The sequence below is a fragment of the Marinomonas pollencensis genome (assembly GCF_003387375.1).
Classification (GTDB): domain Bacteria; phylum Pseudomonadota; class Gammaproteobacteria; order Pseudomonadales; family Marinomonadaceae; genus Marinomonas; species Marinomonas pollencensis.
In genome coordinates this window covers 37,915-55,253 of record NZ_QUNG01000011.1, presented here as the reverse complement: position 1 = coordinate 55,253, position 17,339 = coordinate 37,915, and the positions used below count along the sequence as shown (strand labels likewise).

Here is a 17,339-nt window from a genome sequence, read left to right as displayed (position 1 = left end):
CTTCTAAAGTCATCTTCAAATAGGCACACCTAACCCACGGGTTTGTCTTATCAAACACAAGCGTGAAATAGGTTTTGCTTTCAGGGGATTAGAAAATAGAACGCAATGACGGCGGGGCCCGAGCTCGGGAGATAAAAACAACAATACTGAAAAAAGTAACCAGCAGCGGCAGACTGCGCTGCGGCGCTTGCCATACCACAGGCCAAACAAACTCAGACGCAGGCAACCACTGCTGAGAAAAGTGAAACATCTCACATTGATGATGCTGGTGATGGCCTTCGTCTATGTCCGTATCGTGTACGCTGGACATAACGCCAAGCAAAATCACCAATAAGACGCAGCATAGAACCTGGACCAATGTTTGTTGCTTTTTTTGCATGCGTTAACTCAAAAACTGCGTCAATTAAGCGTGGATCGACTTGGGATAATTTGCCCGAAACATTGGGCTTAGCAGCTTCCAAACCTAACCCAGCGATATGGTGTTACTTTATAACATAACTATCAATCTTAATAAAGACAGCCGCGTTAAAACCCTCCTTATAAGCCATACAGAGCAAGCGATTATCCGTTGTAAGCAAAGCAATAAAAAGGCCGAATGATTTGCATCATTCGGCCTTAGATTTAGAAGAATATCTTGGACGCTAAACGGTTTCTGGCGTCACATTCAGCTTTTCTTCTTCTGCATGATCCAGCTCTGGATCCCCTTTGCCTTTGGATATTTTGATCACATAAAGGGTCGCGGCCAGCATGCCCACCAAACCAATGATGGTTGAGATCTGCATTGGTAAGCCAAAGCCGAGAGTGCTGCTGTTTAAGATAAAGGTAATACACACGGCCGTCATAAACATGGCTGGAATCGTGGTGATCCAATGAAACTTATTGAAACGCAACAGATAGGCTGAAGCGGTCCATAGCATCATGACGGCAGTCATTTGGTTAGCGAAACCAAAGTAGCGCCAAATAATGCCAAAGTTAACTTGCGTTAAAATAGCGCCAATAACAAATAACGGAAGCGCCATTAATAAACGACTTTTTAGGCTTTTCTGCTCCATTGTGAAGTATTCAGCTAAAATCAAACGGCTAGAGCGAAATGCAGTATCGCCAGAAGTAATCGGTAAGATCACCACACCTAAGAAAGCAATAACCCCACCAAAGGTACCCAACAAACCAAAGGACGATGTGTATACCACATTGCCAGGACCACCTTCTGCCACCGCATCGCCTAACGAGCCCATAGAACCGAAGAAAGACAAAGCAATGGCACACCAGATTAAGGCAATCACACCCTCACCTATCATGGCACCAAAGAACACAAAGCGGCCATTCTTCTCGTTTTCTAGACAACGAGCCATCAGCGGTGATTGGGTGGCATGAAAACCAGAGATTGCGCCACAAGCAATGGTAATAAACAAAGCAGGCCAAAGCGGTAAATCATGAGGATTCATGTTGGTGAACATGTCACTAAATTGATAACCGGCCAAAATGGCATGATCACTAGAGAAGGCAATGGCAGCAATCAAGCCGACCGACATAAAGATCAGTAGTGCACCAAACAGTGGATAGAAACGGCCTATGATTTTATCGATGGGAACAACCATCGCCAGAATATAATAGGCAAAAATGATCGCGACCATGGTGCCCATGGAAACCGTTGTGCTGGTTTGCTCGTTCACTAGGTTAGTAATCATGCTCGCTGGGGCGGATACAAATACCACACCCACCAGCAACAAAAGCACAATCGCGAACACATTCATGAAGTGCTTGGCACCTTTACCCAGGTAACGTCCGGTAATAGAAGGCACTGAGGCTCCACCATTACGTATGGAAAGCATGCCTGAGAAGTAATCGTGGGTCGCACCAGCGAAGATACAGCCTAACACTATCCATAACATGGCGGCTGGACCGTAAAGCGCTCCCATAATAGGCCCAAAGATTGGCCCTACTCCGGCTATGTTTAGTAACTGTACTAGGTAGATTTTCTTGTTGGACATGGGCACGTAGTCGACTCCGTCGCGCTTGGAAAAAGCCGGCGTTGTGCGATTTTCTTTGATACCAAAGATTTTTTCTACGAAGGTGCCATAAATGAAATAGCCTGCGATCAACGCAGCCACACAGAAAAGAAACATCATCATAATTATTATTGTCCTATGGAACGATGGTTTTATTTTTTAAAAAGACAATAAATCCATCAGCAATAATAATCATGTGACGATTGGTTAAGCGGTTAAATAGTAAGTTAAGCGGTCTGTTTTGCCCCTTAGTGGTCAATCAGAAATGAGAAAAACAAAACTAAAGGATACCAAGCTCCATTTTTAACGCTTTTAAATAGCGACGGCTAACCGGTACAACCTTCGCACTTTTGGTAATCACTTCTGCCAAGCCATTGTCTAAAAACTGAATTTCTTTAATGGCTTGTGTGTTGATTAAATATTGGCGATGACAACGCAATAGCTCGGTTTTTTCTTCCAGGGTTTTTAACGTCAGTTGGCTCGTCTCAAGTTTGTCTGCGGTTTGCACATGAACCCCAGAAATATCACTGTATGCGACTTCTATTTCTTGAATCGGCAGCAACATGATTCGCTGATGCCCGACACAAGGCACTTGCTGCAAGGACTTGGTCGCTAGGGCGTTTATTTGTGCTTGTGTGTGTGCCGGCTGCTGTGCGCTTTTTACTTTAGCTAGCCGTTGTACGCTCACCATCAGCCGTTTGGGGTCAATCGGTTTCAGCAGATAATCAAAGGCATTGTCTTCAAATGCTTTCACTGCGTATTGGTCGTATGCAGTGGTAAACACCACGCTCGGCATGGTCTCAGGGTCAAGCATAGCTATCAGATCCATGCCGCTTATTTTGGGCATTTGAATGTCCAAAAACACCACATCTGGCTTCACGCTATGAATTAGCTTTAGTCCATCTATCGCATTAGCCGCTTGATCGATGACATCCACTTCTCCTGTTTCATGGAGCAGCTCAATCAGCTCTTCACGAGCAAAAAACTCATCGTCTATTACGATTGCCGTTAACATAATTTCCTTATCTCACATTAGTATTTTTACATGACGAAAAGCTAGGAATGATCCCCACAGCACGGCGTATTGTGCCGAAAAACACTCAAAAAAAACGTATGTTACGGAGCGTCAACCATCTTAATAAGATGAGCTCGGTACTTCACCAGATTGCGTGTCTGGCAAGCATGGTTGAGGCAACAAAAAGCACATCTTGGTGTATTCGTCTTTCTGGCAATCAATGACTAAATCAGAGTGAACGCCAAAATAATTCCGTAATCGTTTAGTTACAATCTGCAGCCCTAAACCGTCTGAATCATCCTCAGGTTTAACAAAGCGCCCTGCATTGTCTTCCACATAAATGCAGTCGCCTAACAGCACCTTCTCACTGTAGATACGTATTTTACCTCCTTCTATCAGATGACTCACCCCGTGCTTAATGGCATTTTCAACCAAAGGCTGCAAAGTAAAACTGGGCAATCGCCGATCGAGCAGCTCATCATCGATCTTAATGTCTAATTCTAACCTATCCGTGAAGCGGGCTTTTTCGATGGTAAGATACGCATTCACATGTGCGAGCTCTTCTCTAAGCGTCACGGTTTCAATGTTTTGCTTTAGATTGCTGCGAAAGAATTGCGACAGATGTTGAATCAGATTTCTTGCCTTATCAGGATCGCGACGAATCACTGCACTGATGGTATTGAGCGCATTAAACAGAAAGTGTGGATTCACTTGAGCGTGGAGCAATTTGATTTCAGCTTGGCTTAGCAATGTTTGTTGGTGTTGAAAGTCACCGTATAAAATCTGACTGGACAGCAATTGGCCAATACCCTCTCCCATTGAGCGGTTGATATTAGAGAGAATTTTACGTTTTGGCTCATAAAGTTTAATTGAGCCAACAACTTTTTTACCGGCTCGCAACGGAATCACCATGGCAGAACCTAGCTTACACTCGCTAGAAAGGGAACATCGATAAGGCGTTTCTCCACTACCGAGGAACATGACTTGGTTTAATGCCATCGCTTGCAGCGTGTATTTAGAAGAAATTGGTGTGTTGGGTTTATGGTGATCATCTCCTATACCGATAAAGGCTAGGGTTTTCTCCGTATCTGTGATCGCAACCGCGCCAACTTTCGTTTCTTCATAAATGATTCGTGCCACTTTTTCAGAATTGCTGGCATCAAAACCAGAACTCCAAATTCCTACACTGCGCTCTGCGATGGTTAAGGCACGTTTTGAAAAAGTCGCTGAATATTTCTCAAAGATCGTTTTCTTGTCTTGTAGAATGCTGACAAATAACGCCGCGCCCACACAGTTCGCAACTATCATAGGTACGGCGATTTCTGATACCAGCTGATAAGACTGCTCAAAAGGCTTGGCGACAGCGATGATAATCAACATTTGAGTGACTTCGGCAACAAAAGTCACAGCAAACACAATCATGGGCTTAAACAAACGATCTGGACGCTCTTTTTTGACAAAATAGAGATGCATTAGACCGCCAATAAGGCCTTCTGTGGTGGTGGATATAGCACACGCTACATCGGTAAATCCGCCCATACTATAGCGGTGCAAGCCTCCGGTTAAACCGACAAAAAAGCCCACCACAGGACCGCCCAGAAGACCACCAATCACAGCACCAATAGCCCGTGTATTGGCAATGGCGTCATCTAATGCCAAACCAAAATAGCTGCCCATAATGCAAAACAAAGAGAACAAAAGGTAACAAATAAACTTGTGGGTGAGCCGTGAGGAAATATTGAGTAATGGCAAAAAAATCGGTGTCTTGCTTAACATATAAGCCAACACCAGATACACGCTCATTTGCTGCAATAATGAAGAAACTAGTTGCATAATGCCTAATCTATTAACTGATAAAACAAGACGTTAAGAAGGCTAAATACGCATAGATAGCAAGACTTCTTGGGGCTCAACATACCCCAAAGCAAAGTCGATGACCAGAAAATGCCTGACGCTATTAAAACCTAAAAAAGCCAAAGGTCTAAATTTAGGATCAAGACTAACCCTACTCTGCCGATTGAAAAGCTGGATAACCAAAGTAATGGTTTATTCTAGAAAGGCACAAATTTGTTTATTATCGACCATATGATACGCCACAGAATGTAGAGCATTTCATGACTAGGAGAAGTGTATAAAACACCTCCCCATACAATCGATAAAGCTTGAGAAACGTTGTAGATAAAGTGACTTTATGCTTCCTTTAATTTTGATGCAAACATCTCATTTTTCATGAGCACCAAATCAGACCAGTTAAAACTGTCTACATAACCTTTATCTACTTCGTTAACCATTTCTTCATAAAACACTGTTTTATTATTATCGGACAAAGGTTTCCACCCATGGTAATTCACCATTTCATTACGATAAACGGCTAATGTTGGTGTGTTCAACGCTGATGCCATATGCACAACAGAAGTATCAGGAGTGAAGCAAAGATCACAATGAGACAAAAGATATAAGCTAAAATCCAAGCTTGGTTTTTCTTTAGGAAGAAAAACATTTTTGTTGGAGAATCGGTCCGCTAATTTAGATAAAAACTCTATTTTACCTGGTACTGGCATGAGTATTATATTTTCATCAGGCCATTCTAACAACCAGCCTTCAATCAATTTTACCGCAGATTCAAATGAAAAAGTTCTATATTTATTAGCACCAAAAAGATTAACTGCAACACTAAACCCACTAGGTCTAATAAAATCAAAACCATTTAATACAGTAGGCCTTGGTATTCTATCATCTTTTAGCTGCTTCCCTAATACAATTGAAGCGGCTTGGGCTTGCCTATCTTTTATATTAACAAAAGAACTTGGTATTTTTATATCAAAAATATCATTTTCAACATAACCAATATTAATTTTGGCATTTAGAAAATGCATTGCTTTTATATCTTTTAATCGGATTTTTTGCGACAAGTCGACAACAACATCAAAAAAACCTGAATACTCCTTAAATATTTTTGGGGATTCAAATTTTCTATGTTGACACTTCACAACTGTCACTTTGCTACTGACTTTGCTCAACCACTAATCAGCAAGAGCGCTGGATGAAAAGACCGTTATCTCAAGGCTTGGATCGTTGTTTTCAATGAGTTTTATAAAATGACACGTCATTATCATGTCACCTATTTTTCCATCCCATCTAAGCAATGCAATCTTTTTAGCTTTAACTTGATTGATAGTATTAGGTTTGGACTTCCTAGAATAGAGAGAAGAAAAATAATAGAACTTTATATCTCTTACTTTAGCTCTTAAATACCTTGTAAACACCTTGAGTTTATTCAAAATAAATCCTTAATAGTGACATCAAGCTTAATAACAACTGGAGCGTGCAGTTAGCCTTAATGCTTGATAATTTCCACACATCCTAAAAATCTATTATATGGTAGAACGTATGTTTTTTTCTAGGTGGTCATAAGGAAGAAAAGCTGCTTTCTCTTCATTTAAGCTCAACAAAGCCAGTGACGCTATTCAAAAAACAGCACCAACAATAGAATTAGTACGTTTCTTAATCAGAGCTATATCACGGGAATAAAAAGTGAGGCCATTTTGCCTCACTGAAATGACATTTGATTGCACTCTATTTATTTGAGCATCGCTCTGGCAGCGGCTTCCCAGTCGGTCAATAACGTCATAACATCTTCGGATGCTTGCCACGTCGCTTTTGGAAAACTGAGCGATTTGTCGCCCGCTTCTATGGCATTACGAACGGCGCGCACTTGGTGATAAAAAGCATCCCCTAGCGCTTCTACTGTGATGGTTTCTTTGGAAGTCTCGTAGATTTCTAGTTCCAGCTCATTTGACTCGGTAGGTAGCCATGGGTTGCTGGTAAAGGTGAGACTGCCTTTGCTGCCTAGCACGGTAAAGTGGTGCTTAAGGCCGTAATCTTCTGCGGTATGCAGTTGCACACTGATTTTGTTAGCGAAACGCCATGTGGCGCTGGACTCACAGATATTGCCGTCGTTGCCGATTCTGCCCATGGCAGATAATTGATAATCCATCCCCTGCCCTGCTGGTAACGCTTGTTGCAAGATAAGGTGCGCAAGAGACATGGGGTAACAACCTAGGTTGTATAAAGCGCCTTTGCTTTCAACGTTTACAAATTGTGAGATGGCGGCAACGTAAGAGCCTTGTATGGCTTTCACCTCACCAATCACACCAGATGCCAACACGCTCAGTGCTTTTTCGATTAAAGGGTGGCATAGATACATTAAACCCTCAGCGAAAAACACCTGATGCTGGTTCACCGCGGCCAACGCCTGTTTGCTTTTCTCCATGTCCACTGACAAGGATTTTTCACACAAAATCGCCTTGCCTGCGGCGGCGGCTTTTTCAATGTAGTGATGATGTAGATGGTTTGGCAGAGCGATGTAAACAATGTCTACTGCGGGGTCGCTGATCAACGCATCGTAGTCAGTAAAGGTATGCGGCACCGCATATTTTTCAGCGAAATCTTTTAGCGTAACTGGGTTTCTGCCAGCGACAGAGTGAATCTCGCTGTGCTCATCGCCGTTAATGGCGTCGGCCATAATGCCTGAAATAAAGCTGGTGCCGATGATTGCCCACTTCATAGTTGAACTCCTTTAAATGTCTCTGCCATTGGCTGACTTTGAGTCGCTTTGACCAGCTCTGTTAAGCCTTCCCGAATAAATACTTGGGTATGTTCTTCGTTAAAATGCGCGTCAAAAGCCGCTTGGTCACGGTACATTTCCCATAGAATAACCTTTCGTGGCTCGCTCCTGTCTTGGTGCGCTACCGCCATATAGCAACCTGATTCGCTATTCATATCGGCGCAAAATTGTTGAATCGCCAATAAGCCTTGGTCTAATGCGACCGCGTCTTTGATTAGCAACTCCGCGGTAATAGAAAGTGTGTCTTTTGTTATGTTAATCATTATCCACTCATACTCACGCAGCAAATGCGCCAATATAATTACATCCTCATATTTGATAAACTCCATTTTATTAGACTATTAGTCAACTGTGAGTGCACAATGGACAAACTGAAAAGCATGCAGGTCTTTGTTTCTGTGGTGGAGAATGGCCGTTTGCGTAAAACCGCTGACCAATTTGATATGTCGGCTACCATGGTAGGTAAACACATACAGTTTTTAGAAGCCGCCTTACAGACTTGCTTGTTAAACAGGACCACCAGAAAGCAGTCTTTGACCGAAAGCGGACAAGCCTACTACGAAGAGTGCAAACGCATTCTAGAAGAGGTTCAACTCGCTGAAAATCGCATTCAAACATTGCAAAATACGCCACAAGGTACGATTAAAGTGAATTGTCCTGTGACCTATGGCAGCGAGGTGTTAGCACCGATTGTGGCGGATTTTTTACAACAGCATACTTCTCTCGATGTAGAAATGACCCTAGAAAACGCATTGATCGACCCTTTTCAGTCTGATGCGGATTTGTTTATTCGAATCGGTGAGCTTCACGACTCGACTCTCGTGGCTCGTCAACTCGGCGTTTACCCATTAGTCTATTGCGCCGCCCCAGATTATTTAGCCAAGCATGGTGAACCAAAGACCTTAGATGAGTTAAAAAAACACACCTGTTTAGGCTTTGTTTACAGCCAAGGGCAAACCACACAAAGCGCAAAACTCGATACCGATGCCTTTCGCAAACGCAACACTCGACTGGCCGCCAATAACGGTCACGCCCTCAAAACCGCTGCATTACACAACGCTGGGATCATTTTACAGCCAAGTATTTTAGTGTGTAATGAAATAGCACGGGGCGATCTGATTAGCCTATTAGATGAATTCACACCTGCGCCTAAGCCTGTACAGCTGATTTTTAGAAGCCGCAACCCCTCAATTAAAATACGTACTTTCATTGATTTTGTGGTTAGCGCCCTAGCCCCCTAATCGCACCTTTTGCTATTAACGTTTTTCTATTAGTGTGCTTCTATTAATAGCTCTGCCGACGCCAACTATGACTGAAAATCATGGCTTTATGAAAATAAAACGTTTAATTTCATTAGATACCTCATGCTAAATATAAATACGTCATTCTATTTTTAGCTGGCGAATACTTTGTCCAATATGGGAAAACGACACCAAGCTGCCACATAATCAGGAGTACCTATGCCCTTATCTACAAAGTCTATTTTTGACGAAGTAATAGACCGCTCTAAAACGAATTCTATGAAATGGACAGGGGCGAATCGCCTATTAGAAGCCCATCAAGCAAGCGCCGATCCGTTACCTATGTGGGTGGCTGATATGGATTTTCGTGCGCCACAAGCGGTTCTCGACGCACTTCATAACGCGGTGGATGAAGGTGTATTTGGCTACCCAAGAGGCGCCACAGACAGCTACCAACAAGCCATTATTAATTGGCAAGCAAAGCGTTTTGATTGGCAAGTAGAGGCCGACTGGCTAGTGCATACCTCGGGTATTATCACCAGTTTGAAAACCGTGGCGCAGGCCTTTTCCTCGCCGGGTGATTCCATTCTGATCCAACCACCGGTTTATGCTCACTTTCACGATGATATGCTGCTGAACGGACGTCATCTTGCGTTGGCACCTCTTACTCGTACAGAGACGGGTTATGAATTTGACCCTGTGGTTTTCGAGCAATCCATTCAGCCGAATACCAAGCTGTTTATTATGAGTAGCCCACATAACCCAACGGGCAATGTCTGGACGGAAGATGAACTGCGCACCATGGGCGATATTTGTGCGCGTCATGGCGTGCTGGTGATCTCCGATGAAATACATCAAGACCTGATTATTAACCCTTTGAAAAAGCACGTTCCCTTCGCATCACTAGGGGAAAATTACGCGCAAAACAGCGTGACTTGTACCGCTCCAAGCAAGACGTTTAATTTGCCAGGGTTACAGAGTGCCACACTCATCATTCCTAACCCTCGCTTGCGCGCTGAATTCTCACGCCAATACGAACGCAATATGTTTCCATTGGTTAACACTCTTGGCATGGTCGCAGCAGAAGCCGCTTACACTCATGGCGAAGCCTGGTTGGAAGAATTACTTGAGTATTTGCGTGGCAATCATCGCTATTTGGCAGACACTATTAACAGCGCCACGGACAAGATCAAAGTCTTGCCAGCGGATTCTTTATATTTAGCCTGGATAGACTGTCGCGGGTTAGGAATGAGCGCACCAGAGCTGGAAGACTTCATGCTCACAAAAGCACGTCTTTGGTTGGATAAGGGACAGAAGTTCGGCTTAGAAGGCCATGGCTACATGAGGGTCAATCTGGGCTGCCCTCGTGCGACGGTGGAAGATGCCGTACAGCGTTTGCTGTCTGTGGTGTAACTGTTATTAGAAGATGTCGCTTATATTAGATCGTTAGATTTGATTATTAAATTAGATAAATAGACTAGATCTAAAAAAACGCTCATGAGGCACTGCCTCATGAGCGTTTTCGTATGCTTGCATCTAAGGCAAAAAAGACCCTAAGCGCGGATGTAAGACCAGCCTTTTACCTGCTGATGAGCCAAATATTGCACCGCAGCGTCCACTTGCTTAACGCCTTCTTGAGCAGAAAGAGATTGGGTTTGTAGGCTGTTACGGCAGATCACCAAGCGGCTTAAAATATCTTCGTCTGTCAAAGTAACTGCCAATGCGGCAGCTGGGCCATTGACGACGATTTCCACTTCAGCGTCGGCTTCCAATTTGAGCATATTGCGAGCGTTATTTTGCGCTCGTTTTAGGGCGTCCACAGTCGGTGCGTGGATCAATAATTGAGTAACTGCCATGGAAGAGAGTTCCTTATAAAAGTTTAAAGGGCATTTGCGATGTCTTGAGCCAATGCTTGAAGGTCATCTGAACCACGACGACGGGGGCGAGGCAGCTCAATGCGCTGATCAAGTGCGATATTTGCCGGTGAGCCAGACAATACCACCACTCGATCGGCTAAATAAATGGCCTCTTCAATATCGTGGGTAATAAACATTACCGCTTTACGAGTCTGCTCCCAGATGGCTAATAGCTGGTCTTGCAAATGCTGACGCGTAATCGCGTCTACCGCACTGAAAGGCTCATCCATCAATAATAAATGAGGCTTAACCGCTAATGCTCGGGCGATGCCACCACGCTGAACTTGCCCGCCAGACAATTGGTGCGGCCAACGATCAGCCAGCTGATCAAGACGAGCTAATTTAAGCACTTCGTCAACGCGATTGGCTTTTTCTTCTGCTGTTAACTTAAGGCCTTTCAGACCGTAAGCCACATTGCTGCGCAAGCGACGCCAAGGCATCAAGCGACCATCTTGAAACACCACACTACGAGAACGGCGAGTATCGTCTTCCTCAACTTGCAATTCAATGCTGCCATGACTCGCACTAGCAAGACCCGCCACACAACGTAACAAAGTCGATTTGCCCACACCAGAACCACCCACTACAGCGATAAACTCGCCATCTTCCATCCGTAGGTCCAGGTTGGCAAAGACAGGGTCTGGGTTATTACCATAGTGATAACTCAAACCTTCAATATTTAGGATGGACGCCATGTCAACACTCGCTTCTCAATAAAACCAAACAGAGTATCGCTCAAGGTATAAACCAGAGAGATAATCAGCATGTAAACCACAACTACTTCATACGCACCCACGCCAGCGGCGGAGTTCATCTCTTGCCCCATACCAGGAACCCCTAATAACTCGGCGGCGATCAATGTCATCCAGGCTTGTCCGATACCGGTACGGATGCCTGAAAAGATTCCCGTCGCTGCGCCTGGCAAGGTGACTTGAAACGCTTGACGCAAGTGACCGTTTTGACCAAAAGCACGAGCCAGTTCATAAAAGCGAGAGTCCACATTGCGCACCGCAGAATAGGTGGCAAAATAGTTCACCCAAAAGACGCCAATGGCAATAACGAACGCAGCCCCTGCGTGGCTCACTTTAAACCAAGCAATGGCAAACACGACCCAAGCCAAAGGAGGAATGGGGCGTAAAATGCGCGCCAACCAAGCGTGCAGTGCATCCAACAAGGAAGAAGACGCCGCTAATGTCCCAATCAAAAAGCCTAGGAAAGTACCAATCGCTAAGCCCCAGATATAGTGCACTAAGCTAGACAATACCGCTGGTATCAAGCGACCCGATGTCCATTCGTCTGCTAAAGCTTGTGGCAGCCTAAATGGATCTGGGATAGTACCTGCCGCGGCCCAGCCTGCCGATTGAGCATATTTCCAAAGCAGCACAAAAGCAGCGACGCCGAGCATTCCCAGTAAGGAACGCCCTGCTTGGGTGCGTGTTAAAGGATGAGCCTGTAATGCCATAATGGGGAATTACTCCTTAATCAGTTCGTTATAAAAACGAACATCAAACAGTGCCTCTAGGTCGACACTGGCTTTCAGTGTGCCTTGGCTAGCTTGAAAATCTCGCATGGTACGTGTGCCATCTATGATGCTATTTGGATCAGCTTGGAACTGATCGTGAGAGTGCTTGATTGCATTCAACACAATTCTACTCGGTAAACGGCCACCACCTACGTATTTGCCAACCGATTTCAAGGCTTTTTCCGGGTTATCGCGCAATTCGTGTGTTGCCGCCACATGGGCCTTAACCAAGGCTTTCACCAATTCAGGACGCTCATTAATTAACGATTCACGCACCGCTAATACCGCACCAGGTTGATGAGGAAACATGCCAGAACCTGACGCCACTACTTTGGCATCGGATTTACGGTCGCTAACAATACTCACCACAGGCTCTAGAATCGCTGCGCCATCAACCGCTTCAGTCATCAATGATTGCTGAACTTGAGCTGCGCCTTGGTAAATGATGTCGATGTTTTGTTGGATCTCAGCGCTGCTCATACCAAGCTGGTTCTGCAACCAATATTGCAATACGGTTTCTGGCACTGAGCCTCTTGGGAAAGTAGAAATAACCGCTTTGCGGCCGTTATCTGCTTTGAAACGCGCAAACGCTGTTTTGGCATCGCCGTTATCAAAATAAGGAGACAAACCACCCAATGCGACTAAGCTGACCTGCTCAATAATATTAGAGGCAACTACTTTGATATCAGCCCCTTTGGCACGGGCTACCATAGCAGGACCAATACCAAGATAGGCAACATCTAACTGGCCAGCTAGCAATGCTTGCACAATGGCAGGTCCATTTTGAAATTTGAACAGTTTAGGGTCGCTAACCCCTGCATCCTCTAAAGTGTTATTTTCTAACACAATAAAAGCTTGAGAAACTGGGACAATCGGCATATAGCCTATTTCAAGAGGCTTATCCGCTGCTGCCACCAAACCACTCCAAGCACACAACACCAAAGCCATCAGAGTCACGAATCGACGCATCAGAGCACTCCAGATAATTAATAAATATGAGACGAAATTATATATAAATTAAAGGAATAATAACACCGCATAACAGATCATTTCGAGCTAACCAAATAAGCAATGCGTAAGAAACTTACGATGAAATGGCGCTCCAATAGAACTTTATGGTTTAAAAAATTAACGAAAAGATAAAAGATGTGACACGTCAGCGCTATTACTAGGGTATGACTTTTTGATGCTTTTTTATTTGTTAGCTCACGTGTTAAAGAGGGTTGAAGGCTCTATTTCTCTCCACTTCCTCATGTATGATTTGCTATATAAAGAAGAAAAAGGCTATCTAAAAAACATTAGATAGCCTTTTTAATTCAAATAGAAAATCACTTACGCAGATTATTTCGTCTGCTTACCTGCGACTATTTTATCAAGAATCAACGCACAGAATAGGATTGCGATACCCGCTAAAATACCCTCCCCTTCTGATGCGTATTGCAGGGCTGAAAGTACATCTTCACCCAAGCCTTTGGCGCCAATCAAGGAAGCGACCACCACCATGGCTAATGACATCAAAATGGTTTGGTTAACCCCTGTCATTATGGTTTTCGATGCCAGTGGTAAATCGACTTTAAATAACAAGTACGCTGGCGTAGCACCAAATGCCATGGCCGCTTCCCTTGCTGCATGAGGCACTTGCTGTAGCCCCAACACAGTCAAGCGAATAACCGGTGGCGAGCCAAATACCAAGGTAGCAATGATGGCGCTGGGTTTACCCGCTCCAAAGAAGGCAATAACCGGAATCAGATAGACAAACGACGGCATGGACTGCATAAAGTCTAACACCGGACGCGCCACCATAAACACCTTAGGCTTACGAGCACATAAGATCCCAAATGGCACTCCTAGCACAATGGAGATCATTGCTGCGGCACCCAGTAGTGAAATGGTTGCCATGGCTTTTTCCCAAAAGCCTAACACGCCAAGATAAGCCAACGCGCAAACCGTAAACACGGCAACTCTTGGGCCACCTGTTAAGGTACTTAAAATCGCTACCACCAAAACGACCACAGGCCATGGCGTGCCAACAAAAATGGTTTCTAAACCATCTAACAATGAGCGTACGCTTAATGTAATGCTGTTAAAGAAATCACCACCTGATGCTTTGGCCCAATCAAACCAATCACCTATGCCGTTTGCCAAAGTGGAACTGAGGTTATTATTAGCAGGAAAACTAAGCAACAAGGGTACGGCATCTGGCTGTGCAAAGCGGATTGATGACAAGCCAGTAACAGTGAAAAACAACACACTGCCGATTATTAAGCGCTCTGTTGAAAAGCCGGATAATACAGCATTATTAGAGCGCCAGCGTGTGAACTGGGTTTCCAGTGTCCAATTAGCAATCACAGATTCGACGGCTTTGGCTGCGACAATAATGAATATGCCCAGCACTATTAAGCCAAGGCTAGCACTGGAGGCGGCGTGTGCCGCGGCCATACTTTGATCTAACGCCGTTTGCAGTGACGCCACTGCTCGCTCTAGCGCAGCAACAGAAGATGAACCGGCGGCTCGGGCAGTTTCGATTTGATCCAGTCGAGAATTGATCATTAACTGAATCGATTCTGCTCGAGCAACCTGATCGCTGCCCAAATCCCCAAATAAGCCTTTAATTAGTTGTACAAAACCAAAGGTTTCTATTAATAAAAAGCAGAGAAACCAAGACCATAGGCCACGGCTAGCAAACCAAATGGGACCAAAAAGTCCGGCAAAGGGCTGAAAGGAAGCCTTAAACCCTTTGGCTTCACTTAATCGAGCAAACTGTTTTACGTAATAGTCTCCGCCGCGCTGTACAAAAGTACGTGTCAATTTGTCTGTGTCATTCGTAACCGATGTTTTTTCTGACATGCTACTCTACCTCTTCTTTTCGGTTGCCTTGGATCGCAAGCATGAGATCTATGGTGTCTATTACGCCAACATCGCGCCCCTCTTGCTCAACCACGAGTGGCCCTTGATGCTCAACGGAACAATCAATCAAACCATTAAGGTCTATGGTGTGAGGCACTCGTTTTGCGTCTGCGGGAATGGGGCCAAGAGCCTCTTCACGTTGCGCGATGGGCTTCATTATGGAGTGGGCGTAAACCAGATTCAGCTTAGAGATCCCTGCCACAAAATTGGCCACATAATCGTCAACTGGGTTCATTACTATGTCTTCTGGTGTGCCTATCTGTACGATTTGCCCATCTTTCATAATCGCAATTCGATTACCAATACGAATCGCTTCATCTAGATCGTGAGTAATAAAGATGGTGGTTTTTTTGAGCTTGGCAGATAAGGCCATAAACTGCTCTTGTAGTTGTCTTCTGATCAAGGGATCAAGCGCTGAAAAGGGTTCGTCCATCAGTAGAATATCTGGGTCCGATGCTAATGCTCGTGCCAACCCCACACGCTGCTGCATGCCACCTGATAATTCATGACCATATTTGTGTTCCCAGCCCGTTAGCTCTACTAGAGATAAAGCTTCATCGGCTTTAGACCAACGCTCTTTTTTTGACGCGCCTCGAATCTCCAATGGCATGGCGACATTGTCCCGCACGGTGCGATGGGGCATCAATCCAAAATTCTGGAATACCATGGCGATTCTACGATTGCGCATTGCTCTTAGAGCATCAGGATCTAGCTTTGTTACGTCGTCACCGCCAACTATGATTTCACCTGCCGTCGGCTCTAAAAGTCGATTAATATGTCGAACTAGCGTTGATTTACCTGACCCCGAAAGCCCCATAATGCAAAAGATTTCTCCTTCTTCTACCTCAAAGCTCGCGTCTGCCACACCTACGACACATTCATATTCTGATAAAACTTCAGCTTTTGTTAAGCCAAATTTTTGCACTGCCTTAAAGGCGCTCTCGCTTTGATCACCGAATATTTTCCAGACATTATTAACGGTGATCGCAGGGGCTTTTTTAATTTCGTTCAAGATATCCCTCCCAAACTAAGCAGTAATAAATCGTTAAATCTTGATCTACTACTGCTCAGTATGCAGATTAATTAACGTTGGATTATTCGATGCCTAACCATTTATCGACGGTGGCGCCATGATCATTTACCCAAGCACGCACCACGTCTTCTGGGTCTTTGCCTTTGATTACAACTTGATATGTCCAGCTAGAAACATCGTTAGCACTCAAACTAATATTGGTTAAGAACTTGGCCACGTCTGGCGCTCTTGTTTCCAAGGTTTTTGAATAGGCTACGTGCACATGCTTAACCGGATCCCCTGATGTAATGCTGGATTTTTGGTACCAGTCTGGGTCTTCTTGAGGCTGTAACATTTTGTATTGAGCGGCGTCATACTTTGGTTCTTCTAGAAGAACAACGTCATACAAAGCATGAACGTAGTGTGGGACATAACAGTAGAAAGCGACGCCTTTCTTTTGCTGATATAAGGTTTCTAAGCGGTTATAAAAAATGGCTTCATCTTCCGTGCTTACGGTATTAAATAAATCGATACCGTAATCACGCGCTTTTACTTTATTAATATTAGTGGATGTCCAACCGGCTCCACCTGCCCAAATTTCTCCCATCCCGTCGCCGTCAGAATCAAACAGTTTTTGTGCTTCTGGCGTCGCTAAGTCATACACAGATTTAATGCCATATTGCTCTGACATATATTTCGGCACACAAAAACCAGTACGCCCTTCATAATACCCCTTCGACAATGTAACGCTTTTATTAGCCTCTACATATTCATCCACAAGCGCCTGTTGATTCGGCAACCATACATCTGGATGAACATCGATATCACCTCGCCCCCCATCCATGGCAGAAAAAGCAATAGAATTAGTGCTAGGCACCATATCGGCTTCACCACCCAGCTTTTCTTGAATGACCACCTTGATTAAATTACCGATGATCTTTGCACCAGGCCAAGTCAACTCTGCAATCATGACTTTATCAGCAGCCTGAACATAACTGACTGACGCCGTGCTGATTGAGGCCACAAGCATCATTTTGGTTAGTAACGAGTGCTTCATTTAGATTTCTCCAGATTTATAAACAATAGTTAA

At 44.4% G+C, this 17,339-nt stretch carries 17 protein-coding genes; 2 read left to right on the top strand and 15 right to left on the bottom strand.

The features are described 5' to 3' along the window. Window positions 1-88: 88 nt before the first annotated feature. The 8 genes from DFP81_RS14275 to DFP81_RS14240 all read right to left on the bottom strand — a co-directional run bounded on the left by DFP81_RS14275 (window position 89) and on the right by DFP81_RS14240 (window position 7,914). Entirely contained in the window at window positions 89-379 is a 291-nt protein-coding gene (locus tag DFP81_RS14275; RefSeq protein WP_115898578.1) for a DUF2607 family protein, read from the bottom strand. A gap of 262 nt (window positions 380-641) precedes the next feature. Further along, window positions 642-2,132 carry a carbon starvation CstA family protein gene (locus DFP81_RS14270; RefSeq protein ID WP_115898577.1) on the bottom strand — a complete coding sequence of 497 codons (1,491 nt, stop codon included), beginning with the start codon at window positions 2,130-2,132 and terminating at the stop codon, window positions 642-644. Between the two features lie 157 nt (window positions 2,133-2,289). After that, entirely contained in the window at window positions 2,290-3,024 is a 735-nt protein-coding gene (gene btsR, locus DFP81_RS14265; protein ID WP_115898576.1) for a two-component system response regulator BtsR, read from the bottom strand. Window positions 3,025-3,144: 120 nt separating this feature from the next. After that, window positions 3,145-4,857 (bottom strand): sensor histidine kinase, encoded by a 1,713-nt coding sequence (locus tag DFP81_RS14260; protein WP_115898575.1) that lies wholly within the window; start codon window positions 4,855-4,857, stop codon window positions 3,145-3,147. Window positions 4,858-5,213: 356 nt separating this feature from the next. Continuing rightward, window positions 5,214-6,014, bottom strand: a complete 801-nt coding sequence (locus DFP81_RS14255) for a glycosyltransferase family 9 protein (protein WP_115898574.1) — start codon at window positions 6,012-6,014, stop codon at window positions 5,214-5,216. A gap of 33 nt (window positions 6,015-6,047) precedes the next feature. Then, a complete protein-coding gene (locus DFP81_RS18370; RefSeq protein WP_115898573.1) occupies window positions 6,048-6,305 on the bottom strand; it encodes a hypothetical protein in 258 nt (85 codons plus the stop codon). Window positions 6,306-6,604: 299 nt separating this feature from the next. After that, window positions 6,605-7,591 (bottom strand): Gfo/Idh/MocA family protein, encoded by a 987-nt coding sequence (locus tag DFP81_RS14245; protein WP_115898572.1) that lies wholly within the window; start codon window positions 7,589-7,591, stop codon window positions 6,605-6,607. Continuing rightward, window positions 7,588-7,914, bottom strand: a complete 327-nt coding sequence (locus tag DFP81_RS14240; RefSeq protein WP_115898571.1) for a putative quinol monooxygenase — start codon at window positions 7,912-7,914, stop codon at window positions 7,588-7,590. Before DFP81_RS14240 ends, DFP81_RS14245 begins: the two co-directional genes overlap by 4 nt. 99 nt (window positions 7,915-8,013) lie before the next feature. On the opposite strand from DFP81_RS14240, the gene DFP81_RS14235 reads away from it, so the two are divergent. Both DFP81_RS14235 and DFP81_RS14230 read left to right on the top strand, forming a co-directional pair. Further along, a complete protein-coding gene (locus tag DFP81_RS14235) occupies window positions 8,014-8,892 on the top strand; it encodes a LysR family transcriptional regulator (RefSeq protein WP_115898570.1) in 879 nt (292 codons plus the stop codon). 219 nt (window positions 8,893-9,111) lie between these two features. Next, window positions 9,112-10,305, top strand: a complete 1,194-nt coding sequence (locus DFP81_RS14230) for a MalY/PatB family protein (RefSeq protein WP_115898569.1) — start codon at window positions 9,112-9,114, stop codon at window positions 10,303-10,305. A gap of 140 nt (window positions 10,306-10,445) precedes the next feature. Here the strand turns inward: DFP81_RS14230 and DFP81_RS14225 are convergent, their stop codons facing one another. The 7 genes from DFP81_RS14225 to DFP81_RS14195 all read right to left on the bottom strand — a co-directional run bounded on the left by DFP81_RS14225 (window position 10,446) and on the right by DFP81_RS14195 (window position 17,306). After that, window positions 10,446-10,748 carry a DsrE family protein gene (locus DFP81_RS14225; RefSeq protein ID WP_115898568.1) on the bottom strand — a complete coding sequence of 101 codons (303 nt, stop codon included), beginning with the start codon at window positions 10,746-10,748 and terminating at the stop codon, window positions 10,446-10,448. 23 nt (window positions 10,749-10,771) lie between these two features. Then, on the bottom strand, window positions 10,772-11,503 hold the full coding sequence (locus DFP81_RS14220) for an ABC transporter ATP-binding protein (RefSeq protein ID WP_115898567.1): 732 nt from the start codon (window positions 11,501-11,503) through the stop codon (window positions 10,772-10,774). Next, window positions 11,488-12,270, bottom strand: a complete 783-nt coding sequence (locus DFP81_RS14215; protein ID WP_181903105.1) for an ABC transporter permease — start codon at window positions 12,268-12,270, stop codon at window positions 11,488-11,490. Before DFP81_RS14215 ends, DFP81_RS14220 begins: the two co-directional genes overlap by 16 nt. A 9-nt stretch (window positions 12,271-12,279) precedes the next feature. Continuing rightward, window positions 12,280-13,299, bottom strand: coding sequence for an ABC transporter substrate-binding protein (locus DFP81_RS14210; RefSeq protein WP_115898566.1), 1,020 nt, complete (start codon window positions 13,297-13,299; stop codon window positions 12,280-12,282). 372 nt (window positions 13,300-13,671) lie between these two features. Further along, window positions 13,672-15,177: an ABC transporter permease gene (locus tag DFP81_RS14205; RefSeq protein ID WP_115898565.1), complete on the bottom strand. Its 1,506-nt coding sequence runs from the start codon at window positions 15,175-15,177 to the stop codon at window positions 13,672-13,674. A 1-nt stretch (window position 15,178) separates the two neighbouring features. Next, window positions 15,179-16,249 (bottom strand): quaternary amine ABC transporter ATP-binding protein, encoded by a 1,071-nt coding sequence (locus tag DFP81_RS14200; RefSeq protein WP_220342997.1) that lies wholly within the window; start codon window positions 16,247-16,249, stop codon window positions 15,179-15,181. A gap of 82 nt (window positions 16,250-16,331) precedes the next feature. Then, window positions 16,332-17,306, bottom strand: coding sequence for an ABC transporter substrate-binding protein (locus DFP81_RS14195; protein ID WP_115898564.1), 975 nt, complete (start codon window positions 17,304-17,306; stop codon window positions 16,332-16,334). Window positions 17,307-17,339: the final 33 nt, after the last annotated feature.